11 protein-coding genes are annotated in these 14328 nt (G+C 33.8%); 6 read left to right on the top strand and 5 right to left on the bottom strand.

Annotated features, from left to right (window positions below; translation table 11 throughout):
- The first annotated feature begins 24 nt into the window (after positions 1-24).
- Entirely contained in the window at positions 25-2493 is a 2469-nt protein-coding gene (locus tag HHX25_RS13050; RefSeq protein WP_169674212.1) for a T9SS type A sorting domain-containing protein, read from the top strand.
- A 262-nt stretch (positions 2494-2755) separates the two neighbouring features.
- On the opposite strand, the gene HHX25_RS13045 is transcribed toward HHX25_RS13050, so the two are convergent.
- Complete coding sequence (locus HHX25_RS13045) at positions 2756-3850, bottom strand: ABC transporter permease (RefSeq protein ID WP_169674209.1); 1095 nt, start codon at positions 3848-3850, stop codon at positions 2756-2758.
- Positions 3851-3859: 9 nt separating this feature from the next.
- The gene (locus HHX25_RS13040) at positions 3860-5998 is read right to left on the bottom strand and encodes a carboxy terminal-processing peptidase (RefSeq protein WP_169674206.1); all 2139 of its coding nucleotides are present in this window, start codon (positions 5996-5998) and stop codon (positions 3860-3862) included.
- A 175-nt stretch (positions 5999-6173) separates the two neighbouring features.
- Between HHX25_RS13040 and surE the strand changes: the two genes are divergently transcribed.
- From surE to HHX25_RS13015, 5 genes are all read left to right on the top strand, one after another.
- Positions 6174-6950 (top strand): 5'/3'-nucleotidase SurE, encoded by a 777-nt coding sequence (surE, locus tag HHX25_RS13035; RefSeq protein ID WP_169674203.1) that lies wholly within the window; start codon positions 6174-6176, stop codon positions 6948-6950.
- Positions 6943-7227 carry a hypothetical protein gene (locus HHX25_RS13030; RefSeq protein ID WP_169674200.1) on the top strand — a complete coding sequence of 95 codons (285 nt, stop codon included), beginning with the start codon at positions 6943-6945 and terminating at the stop codon, positions 7225-7227. The genes surE and HHX25_RS13030 overlap by 8 nt, the downstream gene beginning before the upstream one ends.
- 112 nt (positions 7228-7339) lie before the next feature.
- A complete protein-coding gene (lpxB, locus tag HHX25_RS13025) occupies positions 7340-8452 on the top strand; it encodes a lipid-A-disaccharide synthase (RefSeq protein WP_169674197.1) in 1113 nt (370 codons plus the stop codon).
- Between the two features lie 336 nt (positions 8453-8788).
- Positions 8789-9334 carry a C40 family peptidase gene (locus HHX25_RS13020; RefSeq protein WP_169674194.1) on the top strand — a complete coding sequence of 182 codons (546 nt, stop codon included), beginning with the start codon at positions 8789-8791 and terminating at the stop codon, positions 9332-9334.
- A 107-nt stretch (positions 9335-9441) separates the two neighbouring features.
- Positions 9442-11394: a ComEC/Rec2 family competence protein gene (locus HHX25_RS13015; protein WP_240964531.1), complete on the top strand. Its 1953-nt coding sequence runs from the start codon at positions 9442-9444 to the stop codon at positions 11392-11394.
- 68 nt (positions 11395-11462) lie between these two features.
- Here the strand turns inward: HHX25_RS13015 and HHX25_RS13010 are convergent, their stop codons facing one another.
- The 3 genes from HHX25_RS13010 to HHX25_RS13000 form a co-directional block, all read right to left on the bottom strand.
- Positions 11463-12005 carry a thioredoxin family protein gene (locus HHX25_RS13010; protein WP_169674188.1) on the bottom strand — a complete coding sequence of 181 codons (543 nt, stop codon included), beginning with the start codon at positions 12003-12005 and terminating at the stop codon, positions 11463-11465.
- Positions 12006-12028: 23 nt separating this feature from the next.
- Complete coding sequence (locus HHX25_RS13005) at positions 12029-12487, bottom strand: thioredoxin family protein (protein WP_169674185.1); 459 nt, start codon at positions 12485-12487, stop codon at positions 12029-12031.
- 89 nt (positions 12488-12576) lie between these two features.
- Entirely contained in the window at positions 12577-14319 is a 1743-nt protein-coding gene (locus tag HHX25_RS13000; protein ID WP_169674182.1) for a peptide MFS transporter, read from the bottom strand.
- Positions 14320-14328 lie beyond the last annotated feature (9 nt).

The following is a 14328-nucleotide window of genomic DNA, read 5'->3' as shown; positions in this document are numbered from 1 at the left end:
GGTTTGAATTTTCTATTATTATCAATGATAATAATAAGCTCCCAAACTGTGTCCGCCCAGTACACCCTTGTTAATGCCAACAATACAGGCCAGGTATACCAAGGTACTGCTCCAGCAGGCACAGGTAACGTCACCGATATTCGTAATAAACTTTTTGATGCAGGTTTGCCAAGTTCGGTAGTAAACACCAGGCTAACCCAAGGCAATTTTGCTAGCAATATAGCACAAACCGATGCTATGAAAGAAACCGCAACAGCCTTAGCCAACAGGCCTGCAACATATTCAGGCTCTGGCACCGTTGTAAACGCTTCTAACCTAGAAAGTCAACGAAATGCTATTGCTGGAAATGGAGGTACATTTATTTTCAGAGGTACTATTAATTTGAATGCGGGAAACAAATTAATAAAGGTTGGATCGAACACTACAGTATGGGTAGACGGTACAATTAACTACACGGGGCCCGTATTGCCTGGAACCATTCCTGATGAATATTCGGTAAGTGATGTTCTTCGGGGTGTATTTGAAATTAAAGGATCGAATGGGAACAACAAAACTAATGTAAAAATCTTCGGTACCAAAAGAAGCAAAATAAACGGCAATAAAAGAGTCGCAGGGATTTATTCTAAATGGGTATCGAACTTAGTTATAGAGGGCATCAATTTTATTACTTGTCGAAATGTGCTTTTTATAAATAATACTTATGGACAAAACTCAAGGCTCGAGGCTAACTATATTTACGACTGTGCCAGAAGAGCCATTCATTTGAAAGCATCCAACAACACTTTAATAAAAAACAACCTGATGGTTAAATGCGATGTCGACGGTGTTGATATGGATGCCTATGTAAACGGGATTAAGTGCATAAAAAATGTCGCGTTCGATGCAGGGAGTCGCTGGCAATATTGGACCGAAATCGCCGCAAAAAATTGTATCACCGACAGCAATATTGGAATACATATTCGTAACGGAGATGGTGGTTTCCAAGAAAACGGAAGTGAAAACGCAAGACCTAATGAACCGCCCACTCAAAATAACGCCTGGATTAACAATCATGTTTTCTATGCTGATGATGCAAATAGCTACCGTCAAGGGTTTTCTTTTCACCCGAATAGAAAAATTGACAGACCATCAACTACATTCAGAAATAATACCGTTTGGTACACAAATTCGAATGCATATAAAAACAATCCTAAAACAGATGATCTGAGCATCTTAAATGACGTATACTACAATTTATATGATCCTAATACACTTCCAAACAACAATTCCATCTCAATAACCAATTCTCCTACTAGTGTAGCTCCAGGCGAGGATCTTAGTGTTACTGTTAATTACACATCAGCAGGTCAAAATGAAGTTGTCGCCATTGTAAATAGTCCCACAGGAACCTGGTTAAGCAATGCTAAGCAAACTGTTTCTGGAGGAACAGGCTCTGTTACTCTTAATGTTGGACAAGCTACCAATTGGACTACTGGTAACAACTACAAACTTGAGGTCATGATTCGTCCTGTAGGCGGTACTTATAATGACCAGCTTGATTCTAAAACCACAAACTTTAATGTTGTTAACACCATATCTAATAGTGTAACTATAACCAATTCCCCTGCTAGTATAGCTCCAGACGAGGATCTTAGTGTTACTGTTAATTACACCTCAGCAGGTCAAAATGAAGTTGTCGCCATTGTAAACAGCCCCACAGGAACCTGGTTAAGCAATGCTAAGCAATCTGTTTCTGATGGATCTGGCTCTGTTACTCTTAATGTTGGGCAAGCTACCAATTGGACTGCTGGTAACAACTACAAACTCGAGATCATGATTCGTCCCGTAGGCGGCTCTTATAATGACCAGCTTGATTTAAAAACTACTAATTTCAATGTAATAAATACCAATACTAACAGTGTAACTATAGTTAGCGCCCCTGCGAATGTAACACAAGGAGAAAACGTCAATGTAACTATCAATTACACATCGATAGGTCAAAATGAACTAGTCGCTATTGTAAATAGCCCTACAGGAACTTGGTTGAAAAATGCAAAACAGACTGTTTCAAATGGATCTGGCACCGTTACCCTATCGGTTAACCAACCAACAAACTGGGCTACAGGAAATAATTATAGGCTAGAAGTCATGATTCGCCCTGTGGGAGGCTCTTACAATGACAAGTTAGATTCAAAAAACACTACATTTAATGTAAACAACTCCCTAACCAGTAGGTTCGTTGCCAAGAACACTTCTCACACAAGAAAAAGCAAAATTTTAATGTACCCCAATCCATTAAAAAATGGAAAGCTAAATTTAGATTTAACCGATGTTAATGATAACAGCTCGGTAAGTGTTTATGATATTAAGGGTACAATAATAACAACTCGCAAAATTAAATCGGATAAAATGTATTTTGATGCCAATCCATTTAAATCCAAGGGTTTATATCTTTTTAGAATTCATGGCTCTAACTTACAAGAATCGGTCGTATTGAAATTGATTGTCCAATAAACACATGGTATATTCCAAGACAAAAAAAGAGGACATCTAAAAAGTCTTTATAATTTGATTTGTCAGGTTGAGCTTGTCGAAACCGATATTGAATATCAGTTATATAAAAACATTTCGACAGGCTCAATGTGACATTGTACTCACTTATTAGCCCCCTCTTTCTTCTGTTATAGTACCAACTGAATAAATTCCTTATATATGCATTCGTCTGTTAAAAAAAGAAGTATTCTACAATAAAATCAATGAAGCGCAACTATTAAAATTAGCTCTTCACATCTAAAGCATCACGCAATGCATTGCCTGTAAGCATGAACGCCATAACCAAACTCATAATACAAAGCCCAGGTATAATGGCCAAATAAGGTTTCCCTAATATAATATAATTATAATGATCTTTAATCATTGCCCCCCAACTTGCCATGGGTGGTTGCGCTCCAATACCTAAAAAGCTCAGGCCACTTTCTATTAAAATAGCACCTGCAAAATTAGCAGCCGAAATAACTATCACTGGCGCCATAATATTAGGTAAAATATGTCTGGTTATAATTCTAATATCATTAAACCCCAAAGCCCTTGCCGCAGTCACGTACTGCATTTCTTTAGTACTTATTATTTGTCCGCGTACCACCCTAGCTACCTCTACCCACATGGTAAGCCCCACTGCTATAAACACCTGCCAAAAACCTTTCCCCAATGCTAGGGTAATAGCAATAACAAGCAATAACGTTGGAATAGACCATGTCACATTAATAATCCACATAACAACAGCGTCTATCTTACCTCCAAAATATCCTGAAATACTGCCCATAAAAATACCGATGAACAATGAAATAAAGACAGCTACAAATCCTATAAAGAATGATATCCTAGCTCCTACCAAAACTCTACTTAATAAATCTCTTCCGTATTTATCTGTCCCGAAAAGAAAATACCTTTCTTTTATATAATCATTTACCTGATTGTTTGGAAAAGTACTTAACGGTATTGTTTTTTCAACCCCTTCCAATCCATCAGATGCATACTCCTTATACATAAGCATGGCTTTCTCCACCGAATATTTTGAAATAGGTATTTCTGTATCTGTATTTTTCTTCCCAAAGAAAACCTTATTCAACCAACTTTGATGGTTTTTTAACTGTGAAGGAATCGTCAACATATCCACCTTAAAACCAGGCTGCTTAGAATGAATTGACAAATGCATTTGGTTAGCATACTGTGAATTATCCGGCGCAAAAACATAAGCAAAGATCGCCACTAAACCAACTAATACAATAAAACCAAAACTAAAAACGCCCCAAAAGTTCTTTTTAAATTTTTGGAGCGCTAACCGTTTTAATGAGTTTGATTTATGACTCATAAATAAACTTTATTTTCTTACCGTAGATGCTACTTTTTTAATAGGGTATGATATTTTTAAATCTTCCAATACATTAAGTGCTTCTTCTATATAAACATCTTGACTTAAAATCTTGTGCCAACGTTCACGCTTTTCTCTTAAGTCTGTAGTATCATTTTCAAAAAGTGATTTTTCATAACCATGAGATTGAAACGTTAAATTTGTTTGATATTTAGAGATCGCATCAAATTTTTTAGACTCTTCTTCATTTAAGTCCAATTTTGCCTTATATGTTTTATAGTTTAATGAAAATACTGTTTCGTCAATTTTACTTTTTACCCATTTAGCATTTTCTTCAATAAGCTTTAACTGCTCATTGTTTACCATACGTTCTTTACTCTTTCTTACGGTTTCATTATAATCAAAATAATATTCCCAAGGCGTATATTCTGCAGCATCAATTTCATCCCACGGTAATGGGTTGTCTTTATCCTTCTCTCCAACATCAATAAAACTGAAGCGCCCTGGTACTTTTACGTCACTTTTAACGCCTTCTAACTGTACTGATCCGCCATTAATTCTATAATACTTTTGGGTTGTTAAAGCTAAAGCCCCTAAATCACCGCTCATATTGTTTCTTAACATGTTATTTAAATTAATAACATTTTGAACTGTTCCTTTTCCGTAAGTTTGCTTACTACCTATAATTATGGCACGTTTATAATCTTGCATAGCAGCTGCCATAATTTCGGAAGCCGATGCCGATATTTCATTAACCAAAATAACCAAAGGACCATCCCATGCTATGGATTTATCCATATCTTTTAAAACTTCTTTAGCTTCACCAGTAGAGCGCACTTGAACTATGGGACCTTCTTTTATAAACAACCCAGCCATATCCACAACTGCTGGCAAAGAACCACCACCATTGTTACGCAGATCTAAAACCAGCCCTTCCATGCCTTCAGATTTTAATCGTTCAATCTCCTTTTTTACATCTTTAGCTGCATTTACATTTTTATAATCTTTAAAATCCACATAAAAAGCAGGTAGATTAATCACTCCAAACTTTTTATCCCCTTTATTTACTATCGAAGATTTAGCAAAGGTTTCCACAAGTTCTACAACATCTCTAGTAATTACTATATCTTTAATTGTACCATCAACTTTCTTTATGGTTAATGTCACTTTAGTCCCTTTAGGGCCTTTAATATATTTTATGGCATCGTTTATACGCATCCCGACTATATTCACAGGAAATTCTTCATCTTCTTGCTTTACCTTTAAAATAACATCTTCGACTTCAAGTTTTCCACTTCTCCAAGCTGGTCCTCCCGAAATAAGTTCTACAATTTTTATGTAGTCCATTCTTTTTTGCAACCTAGCTCCAATACCTTCTAATTTCCCAGACATACGTTGGTCAAAATCTTCTTTTCCTCTCGGTGCCAAATAATAAGTATGAGGATCGAACTCCTCTACAATCGTATTAACATAAATGGCAAACCAATCTTCACGTTGTAAGTCATCAATATTATCATTAAAATAGATATCAATTGAACTAAGCGTCGCTTCACGGGCTTCTTTCTCAATTTGAGCTTCCGTTTTCATGACATAAGACGGATCTTTTTCCTTGGCGTCTTTTTCTTGCTCTATGATATCATCATAATTAGAAAGTGTAGAAAATTTAAGTTGCTTTCTCCAGCGTTCTTTCATTTCTTTTCTGCTTCTTACAAACTCTCTATTATCATTATTTGTATCGAACACCTCATCAATTGTGTAGTCAAAAGGTTCTGACAAAACTTCCTTATAAATCTTTTTTGCTTCCTCTATACGCTTTAACATACGCTCATGTACGACATTAAAAAATGTGATTTCTGTCGCTTTAAGCTGATTATCAAGAAAGTACTTATACTTTTCAAAATCTCTATAATCAGACTCGTAAAAATAGCGTTTCACAGGGTCTAAAACTTCAATATAATCTGAAAATAATTCGGAAGAAAATTCGTCATTCATAGCAATAGGATCAAAATGACCTTGCTCTAAAACAAATGTTATAATTTGTACCAGTAATTTATCTTTATCTGGATTACTAAACTTCTTTGTTGTAAAACTGCATGACCCAAACGCTAACAGCAATAAAAGTGATAAAACTTTATAATTCCTTTTCATAATTTTTCTCATGTATTAATATTTAATTACTTAAAAAAGCAAAACATATTTTTTCACTAAAATAAGGAAAAAACCATGCCAATATAATCAATTGCAACTAATTTTTTGTTAAACTAAAGAAATTAACCGTTTACTGACGAAATTGTGTATTTTAGCGATGCCATAGAAGAGCTTAATGACAGAAAAACCACTCATATTAGTAACAAACGACGACGGTATTAATGCTCCTGGCATTAGAACATTAATTTCTATAATGAATCGCATTGGTGACGTTGTAGTTGTTGCGCCAGACAGTCCGCAAAGTGGCATGGGACATGCCATTACTTTAGACTCTACACTTTACGCTGAACGTGTTTATTTAGACGACGGCCCGCAAATTGAGTATAGTTGCTCTGGAACACCTGCCGACTGTGTAAAGCTTGCCATTAGAGAATTATTAGATCGAAAACCAGACCTTTGTGTTTCTGGCATTAATCACGGTTCAAATTCATCCATAAACGTCATTTATTCCGGTACAATGAGTGCTGCAATCGAAGCAGGTATTGAAGGCATTCCAGCTGTTGGCTTTTCATTACTTGATTATACCTGGAATGCTAATTTTGAGGCGTCAAAAAGCTATGTACAAACAATTGCCAAACAGGTTTTAAATAATAGATTACCAAATGGTATTGTACTGAATGTCAATATTCCTAATATTTTGAAAGAGGATATAAAAGGTATTAGAATTTGCAGACAAGCTAAAGCGAATTGGGTTGAAGAATTTGACAAGCGCAAAAATCCGCAAGGAAAGGATTATTATTGGCTTTCTGGAAAATTTGTTAATTTAGATGGAGGCAAAGATACCGACGAATGGGCTCTAGAACAAGGCTATATCTCTGTGGTGCCTATCCAATTTGACCTAACCGCACATCAATATATTAAAGATTTAAATACCTGGAATTTAAATGATTAAAAAAGATATTTTTATAGGCATATTTGTTGGTTTAATAGCTAACGCTATTGGCTTGTTTTTTTCAGCAACTTTTCTGGGACAAGGAGATGATTTTATAAAAGTTATTAAAGCTGCAGCCAATGAAGGTTTTTTAGGAAAATTAATAAGCTTAGGTGCCATTTTAAATCTAATAGCTTTTTTTATTTTTATAAGAAAAAAGCAAGATTACAGAGCAAGGGGCGTTTTATTGATTACGGTTTTTATTGCTGTTTTCACATTCGTTTTTAAACTTTTTTAACTATTGAGCTCTTCTTGTTTTTTTTATTTGAAGACAAAAAATGCAATTTACAAGAGGTAAAATCAAATTTTAAGTATAAGGGCTCGACTGCGCTCGACCTAACAATAGAAAAATGAAATATTACATTTTAGCAGGAGAAGCATCTGGCGACCTACATGGTTCTAACCTTATGAAAGCATTACTAAAAGAAGATGTTAATGCCGATATTAGGTTTTGGGGCGGTGATCTTATGCAAGCTACAGGAGGTACTTTAGTAAAGCACTATAAAGAAAGAGCTTTTATGGGGTTTACCGAAATTATTATGAACCTCGCTAAAATTTTCAAACTCATTTCATTTTGTAAAAGCGATATTAAAGCTTTTAACCCCGATGTTGTTATTTTTATTGACAATTCTGGCTTTAATTTACGTATAGCCAAATGGGCAAAAGAAAACGACTTTAAAACCAATTATTATATTTCACCTCAAGTTTGGGCATCAAGAGCTCGTAGAGTAAAAGCCATAAAACGTGATATTGATGCCATGTATGTTATACTTCCTTTTGTAAAACCATTTTACAAAAAACATGATTATGACGTTACTTTTGTAGGACATCCGTTAATCGATGCCATTGCTAACCGTAAACAGGTTGATGAATTTAAATTTAGAGAAACACACAACCTATCCAACGAACCAATTATTGCCTTATTACCAGGAAGCAGAAAACAAGAAATAACTAAAATGCTATCGGTGATGCTAAGCCTGGTTGAGAACTATCCCAATTTTCAATTTGTTATTGCAGGTGCCCCTAGCCAAGATTACAGTTTTTATGAAACGTTTATAAAATCTCACGATGTTAAATTTATTTCCAACAAAACGTATGATTTATTAAGTGTATCAACATCTGCTTTAGTCACATCTGGAACAGCGACTTTAGAAACTGCTTTGTTTAAAGTACCTCAAGTGGTTTGTTATAAAGGCAGTGCCCTATCCTACCAAATTGCTAAAAGAATTATCACTTTAAAATTTATTTCTTTAGTGAATTTAGTAATGGACAAAGAAGTTGTTACAGAACTTATTCAAAATGATTTTAATAAAAAGAGGCTTCAGCAAGAACTGGACAAAATTTTAAATCCTGATATACGTCATAAATTATTTTTAGAATATTATGAACTCGAACAGGCTTTAGGAGGTAAGGGTGCTAGTGAAAAAACGGCCAAGCTTATTTATGAAGGGCTTAAGACTTAAGACCACTCCGCTGTTAGAACCAAGAACTAAGACTTCTGTTTTAACTAACTAAAGAACTGAGGTACTAATAAAATAAAGTTTTCTGTACATTGGAATTATTCTGCCCCCCTCAACCATATATTAAAGGTAAAGTATCTAATTATAAAAATTCTACAAAAAATAGTACGTTAAGATTATTTTTCGATAAGACGAATCGATTTTTTATTCATTGAAAATCAACTAAAAAAGATAGCAAAGCCAAATTTGATAAAATCTCTTCTCTAAAATAAAAAGTATTTGTATCTTATTTTATCATAAATTTACACTTAGTAACCCAAACCTACTTTATTTTAATTTATGCATAGAGCAATCATAATTCTTTTAATATTTATAAGTTTAGCCAGCTGTAAATCTTCGAAGAGAACTAAAAGCAAAAAACAAGCTCCTACAACAGTAATTAGCAGAAAAAAAACCGATACTCATAAAACGAAAACAACTGCTACCCCCAAAAAAACATCTAAAGCCGACAACATTGTTAATTATGCTAAACAATTTAAAGGTGTTCGCTATAAATGGGGAGGTACAACAAAATCTGGAATGGATTGCTCTGGATTAGTTTTTGAATCTTTTAGAGCGCATGATATTTTTTTACCAAGAATATCTAGAGATATAGCAAAAAAGGGACATGAAATTTCATTAAAAAAAGCTCAAGAAGGTGATTTGCTTTTCTTTAAAACGGGTAAAAGCAGGCGCAATAACATCAATCATGTTGGTTTGGTTATAAAATCTAAATCTGGAGACATTGCCTTTATTCATGCCACGAGCAGTAGAGGCGTTATTGTTTCTAAACTTTCTGAAAAATATTGGAAATCAGCATTCATTCAAGCGCGTAGAATATTGTAAGTTATTTCGTATATTGCAAATTTATGCAATTGCTTAACTTTACAATAATCAAATTAACGGTTTGCCTCGTCTTAGGTATATTTCTTGGTTATTTGTTTAACATTCCATTGAATGCATCTTTATGTATAATGGTCTCCTTTTTTGCAATTTTATTAGTATTATATTTTGTTGCCAAAAACCAATTTATAAAAACCAGTTGGTTTGGTGTTTCTTCCTTTTTAGCAATGATTAGTATTGGTTTACTAACGGTTAACCTTCATAATGAAAAAAATTTTTCTAATCATTATACGAATCAAGTTTCAATAAAAAATGATTCCTTAAAAAGGATTACATTTAAAATTAGAGACGTTTTAAAGCCTGGAAAATTTCATGACAAATACATCATAGATCTATTAGATATTGATGGACGCAACGTAAAGGGAAAGTCGCTTTTAAATATTAAAAAAGATTCAGTAACAACCTTTTTAAAAGTTGACGATATCATTGTAAGCAAAACAGTTTTTAGCAATTTAGCCCTTCCGTCAAACCCACATCAGTTCGATTATAAAGCTTACTTAGAGAAAAAATATATTTATCATCAGTTATTTGCTTCTAATCGATCTCTTTTTAAAGTAAATTCGAATACACATTCTCTCTCAGGTCTTGCTAACAACATTCGAGAATATATCAACTCAAAATTAAAACTATATCATTTTAATTCTGATGAACTTGCGATAATCAATGCTTTATTATTGGGACAACGGCAAGACATCAGCGATTCTGTATATAAAAGCTATATAAACGCTGGGGCGGTACATATTCTAGCCGTGTCTGGTTTACATGTGGGTATTCTTTTAATCATTTTAAGCTTGGCCCTCAAACCCATGGAAAGCTTTAAATATGGAAAGCTAGTAAAAACGGTATTATTGGTTGTTTTTTTATGGTGTTTTGCACTTATTGCTGGGTTATCGGCATCTGTGACCAGAGCTGTTACCATGTTTAGCATTGTAGCTGTAGCCATAAATCTAAAAAGACCGACTAATATATATAACACGCTGGCAATATCTATGTTTATAATATTGCTTTTTAAACCCCTGCTTTTGTTCGATATTGGTTTTCAGTTAAGCTATTTGGCTGTTTTTTCTATTGTTATTGTAGACCCGCTTATATACAAACGATGGAAACCAAAATACAAAATCGTCGATTTTTATTGGCATACATTTACAGTTACACTTTCTGCTCAATTAGGAATCATACCTATAAGCCTTTATTATTTTCATCAATTTCCAAGTTTGTTTTTTATATCTAATCTGGTAATCGTTCCCTTTTTGGGGTTTATTTTAGGTTTCGGGATACTTGTTATGCTATTAGCTGTTTTAAATATACTTCCTCAGTTTATAGCAGACACTTACGGTTATATTATTGGCTTCATGAATCGTTTTATTAATTGGGTTTCAAGACAAGAATCATTTTTATTTAAAGATATTGCTTTTAGCTTTTTATATGTTTTAGCCTCATATCTTGTTATTATTTGCTTAATAAAGCTTCTTAAAAAATGGCATTACTATCGTCTAAAATATTTGCTCATTGCTGTGGCAATCTTTCAAGGTGCTGCTATTTACACGAATTACAATAAACCTACAAATGAGTTTATTGTTTTTCATAAAAACAGACATAGCCTTATTGCAAATACCCTGTATAATAAAATGGGGGTGGCTCAAGATTTTGATAGTCTATCTAAAACAAATAACATTATTAAAAACTATGCTATCGGTAACCATATTGATATTATTGAAACAGATTCATTACAGCACCTTTATCTTCTTAATAAGAAAAAGCTTTTGGTTATTGATAGCTTGGGGGTTTACAATATAAAATTATTTGAACCTGATTATATATTGCTAAGGCAATCCCCAAAAATAAACCTGGATAGGTTAATTGATTCAATAAATCCTAAATACATTATTGCAGACGGAAGTAACTACAAATCTTATATAAGATACTGGGAAACTATTTGTAAAAAAAGAGGAACCCCCTTTCATCAAACAGGCAAAAAAGGCGCTTTTATTATTCGATATTAGTTTTTTTGATAAAGATTCCAGACCTCTCTGGAATAACAATTTTAAATGAAACTTTTAAATTTCATTCTTCAACTCTTAAATTCAGGTTTAAAAGCTTTATAGTAAACATTAAACTTTTCTTGAGTATCTATGGCTTTATGATCGTCTTTATAAAACATTTTTAAATACAGTTCTAATTGCGGTGGTGTTTGAAAGCCTTTTATTGGGGCTATCACATCGCCTTTTTCATCTAAAAAAACAATGGTTGGATACGCCTGTATTTGAAAATAACGAGACAACTCATGTGCAGAATTACGTGTATTCACTTTTGCAGGATTATAATTAGGGTTTGAAAATGTTTTTCCTTTATAATTGATTTTCTCATCACCTTCAGCATTAAATTTTACAGCATAATAGTTTTCGTTCACATATTCAACGACGTCTTTATTATGAAATGTCCTTTTGTCTAGAAGCTTACATGGCCCGCACCAATTCGTGTAAACATCTATCATAATTTTTTTAGGTGTTTCTTTTTGAAGCGCTACTGCTTCTTCAAAAGTCACCCAATTAATTTTTTGAGCATTTGTTAAAACTGTTGTAAAAACAGCCAATAATAGTAATCCCTTTTTCATCTGTTCAAATTTTATTGCTTTTTCTACAACATTGATGTTGCCTGATCTATCCATTTAGCTGGTCCTCCCGACACATAGCCTGTTTTTCCCAGACTGGTTAAATTTATTTGTTTTTCGGAATTCATTTCTGGATTAACAAACCAAATTGTAGGATATCCTCTTACTTTAAACATACTTTGTAGTTGACGGTTCTGAGCTTTGATATTATCATCTTGTGGCACTCTTTTCGGAAAATCCAATTCTACAAGAACGACATTTTCATTAGCCCATTTTTTAAATTCATTCGTTTGGAATACTTCTTTTTGTAAACGTATGCACCAACCGCACCAATCTGATCCCGTAAAAAACATGAGCAGGGGCTTTTTTTCTTTTATAGCAAATTCTGATGCTTTTCCCATATCGGTATGCCAAGTTAACTCCTGAGCACTGGCAAATACAGTTGTAAAAATGCTTATTAAAAGTATATAAATTGTTTTCTTCATATTCATGTTTGTTGCAAAACCTATACCGAACTTACAAAAAATGCCCCAAATCTGGAGCATTTTGAATATTATTTCATGTAGTTTTTCGATTAACGGACACCGTGCATGAGCTTTTTTATGATGGGAGTCATTACAATAGAAAAGAAAGCTGCAACTAAAGAAACGATTGTTAAAATCCAGAAAAAGTAACTAATTCCGTTTTCGTTAGCTATCTTATCAACGTTCTCTCCAAATACTCCAGCCCCCTTCATTCCAATGGCAATAGCCAAATACCATACTCCAAACATGAAGGCTATCATTCGAGCTGGCACTAACTTACTCACATAAGACAACCCTACTGGCGATATACATAGTTCTCCCATAGTATGAAATAAGTAAACCAGAATTAACCATATCATACTCACTGAAGCTGTTTTTGCTCCAGGTTCTATCCCCATAGCTCCAAAGGCCACACAAGCCATACCTAAACCTAATAACAACATACCTATTCCATACTTCATATTGGCTGAAGGATTGTATTGACTTTCCCACCATTTAGAGAACAACGGAGCTAAAGTTATAATAAACAAGGAATTTAAAACACTAAACCATGAAGCTGGCACTTCTAAATTATCATCTTTTAATTGATCTAAAAGCATCCAGATAGCTATTGACCAAACTATTAAAAAACTTAAACTTAAAGTTATGTTTGACCATTTATATTTTCCAAAAGTTTGCTTAAACAGCAAATATAAAACCCAAGTAATAATTCCAAGTGGAATAAGAGTCATCGCTGCATTTACAATTCTAAAAATATTTGCAGAAGTACCATCTAATGTTCTATCTGTATAATCTTTAGCAAATATTGTAAGTGTTCCTGGTGACTGTTCAAAAATAGCCCAAAAGAACACAGATAAGAGCGCAAAAAAGGTAACAGCTATCAATTTATCTCTTGTAATTTTAGAATACTGCGTAAATCTATAAACCAACAATATAATAAACAGTACCAAAGCTATTAAAATGGCTGTATTATTGCCATTTTCTCCCAGAAAAGAAAAGATATTAAATTTACCCTTAGAAATTGTAGTTGCAGGCGCATTAATGATCCATAATAAGCCTAAAGTAACCATTAATAATATTAATCCAAGTTGCCAAGTAGTAAAAGGAACGCGCTTATCATTATCTAAAGCTTCTATTGAATTTGCATCATCTTTTTTAGGCTTCAATCCTATATTACCAAAAATATTTTGTGCTAACCAAAACTGAATTAACCCAAAAAACATAAAAATCCCAGCCAGTCCAAAGCCAAGACTCCAACCCACTTTTTCGCCCAAATACCCACATAGTAAAATGCCTAAAAATGCTCCTGCATTAACTCCCATGTAAAAAATAGTATAAGCGCCATCCTTTTTTTCGGGTCTGTCTTTATACATTTCTGAAACAATAGAGGTCATATTTGGCTTAAAAAAACCATTACCAATAACCAAGAGTCCAAGTCCTAAATATATAGACCATTGTGTTTCAACTGCCATAGATGCATGTCCTAGAGTCATTAACAAGGCTCCAACAACAACTGCCCAACGGAACCCTATAACTTTATCAGCAAAATATCCACCCATCATAGTAGAGAGATACACTAAACCTACATAAGAGCCAAACAAAGCCATGGCATGTTCACGGGGCCACCCCCAACCTTCATCTAATAATGAAGCTGTTAAAAAAAGTACTAGTAATGCTCGCATACCATAATAGGAAAAACGCTCCCACATCTCGGTAAAAAACAATACAAATAGCCCAGACGGATGCCCTAATACAGTACTCTTAAAAAATTGGTCGGTTGAGTTTTCATTCATAATCTTATA

The organism is Flavivirga algicola (genome assembly GCF_012910715.1).
GTDB classification, from domain to species: domain Bacteria; phylum Bacteroidota; class Bacteroidia; order Flavobacteriales; family Flavobacteriaceae; genus Flavivirga; species Flavivirga algicola.
The sequence above is the reverse complement of the archived record's forward strand: the minus strand, read 5'-3'. Positions and strand labels throughout refer to the sequence as shown.

Excerpts from the sequence above, each read along its gene's own strand:
- HHX25_RS13005 (WP_169674185.1), bottom strand. The coding sequence starts at position 12,487 with ATGAAGAAAACAATTTATATACTTTTAATAAGCATTTTTACAACTGTA.
- HHX25_RS13045 (WP_169674209.1), bottom strand. The coding sequence starts at position 3,850 with ATGAGTCATAAATCAAACTCATTAAAACGGTTAGCGCTCCAAAAATTT.
- HHX25_RS13010 (WP_169674188.1), bottom strand. The coding sequence starts at position 12,005 with ATGAAAAAGGGATTACTATTATTGGCTGTTTTTACAACAGTTTTAACA.
- surE (WP_169674203.1), top strand. The coding sequence starts at position 6,174 with ATGACAGAAAAACCACTCATATTAGTAACAAACGACGACGGTATTAAT.
- lpxB (WP_169674197.1), top strand. The coding sequence starts at position 7,340 with ATGAAATATTACATTTTAGCAGGAGAAGCATCTGGCGACCTACATGGT.
- HHX25_RS13030 (WP_169674200.1), top strand. The coding sequence starts at position 6,943 with ATGATTAAAAAAGATATTTTTATAGGCATATTTGTTGGTTTAATAGCT.
- HHX25_RS13020 (WP_169674194.1), top strand. The coding sequence starts at position 8,789 with ATGCATAGAGCAATCATAATTCTTTTAATATTTATAAGTTTAGCCAGC.
- HHX25_RS13000 (WP_169674182.1), bottom strand. The coding sequence starts at position 14,319 with ATGAATGAAAACTCAACCGACCAATTTTTTAAGAGTACTGTATTAGGG.
- HHX25_RS13040 (WP_169674206.1), bottom strand. The coding sequence starts at position 5,998 with ATGAAAAGGAATTATAAAGTTTTATCACTTTTATTGCTGTTAGCGTTT.
- HHX25_RS13050 (WP_169674212.1), top strand. The coding sequence starts at position 25 with ATGATAATAATAAGCTCCCAAACTGTGTCCGCCCAGTACACCCTTGTT.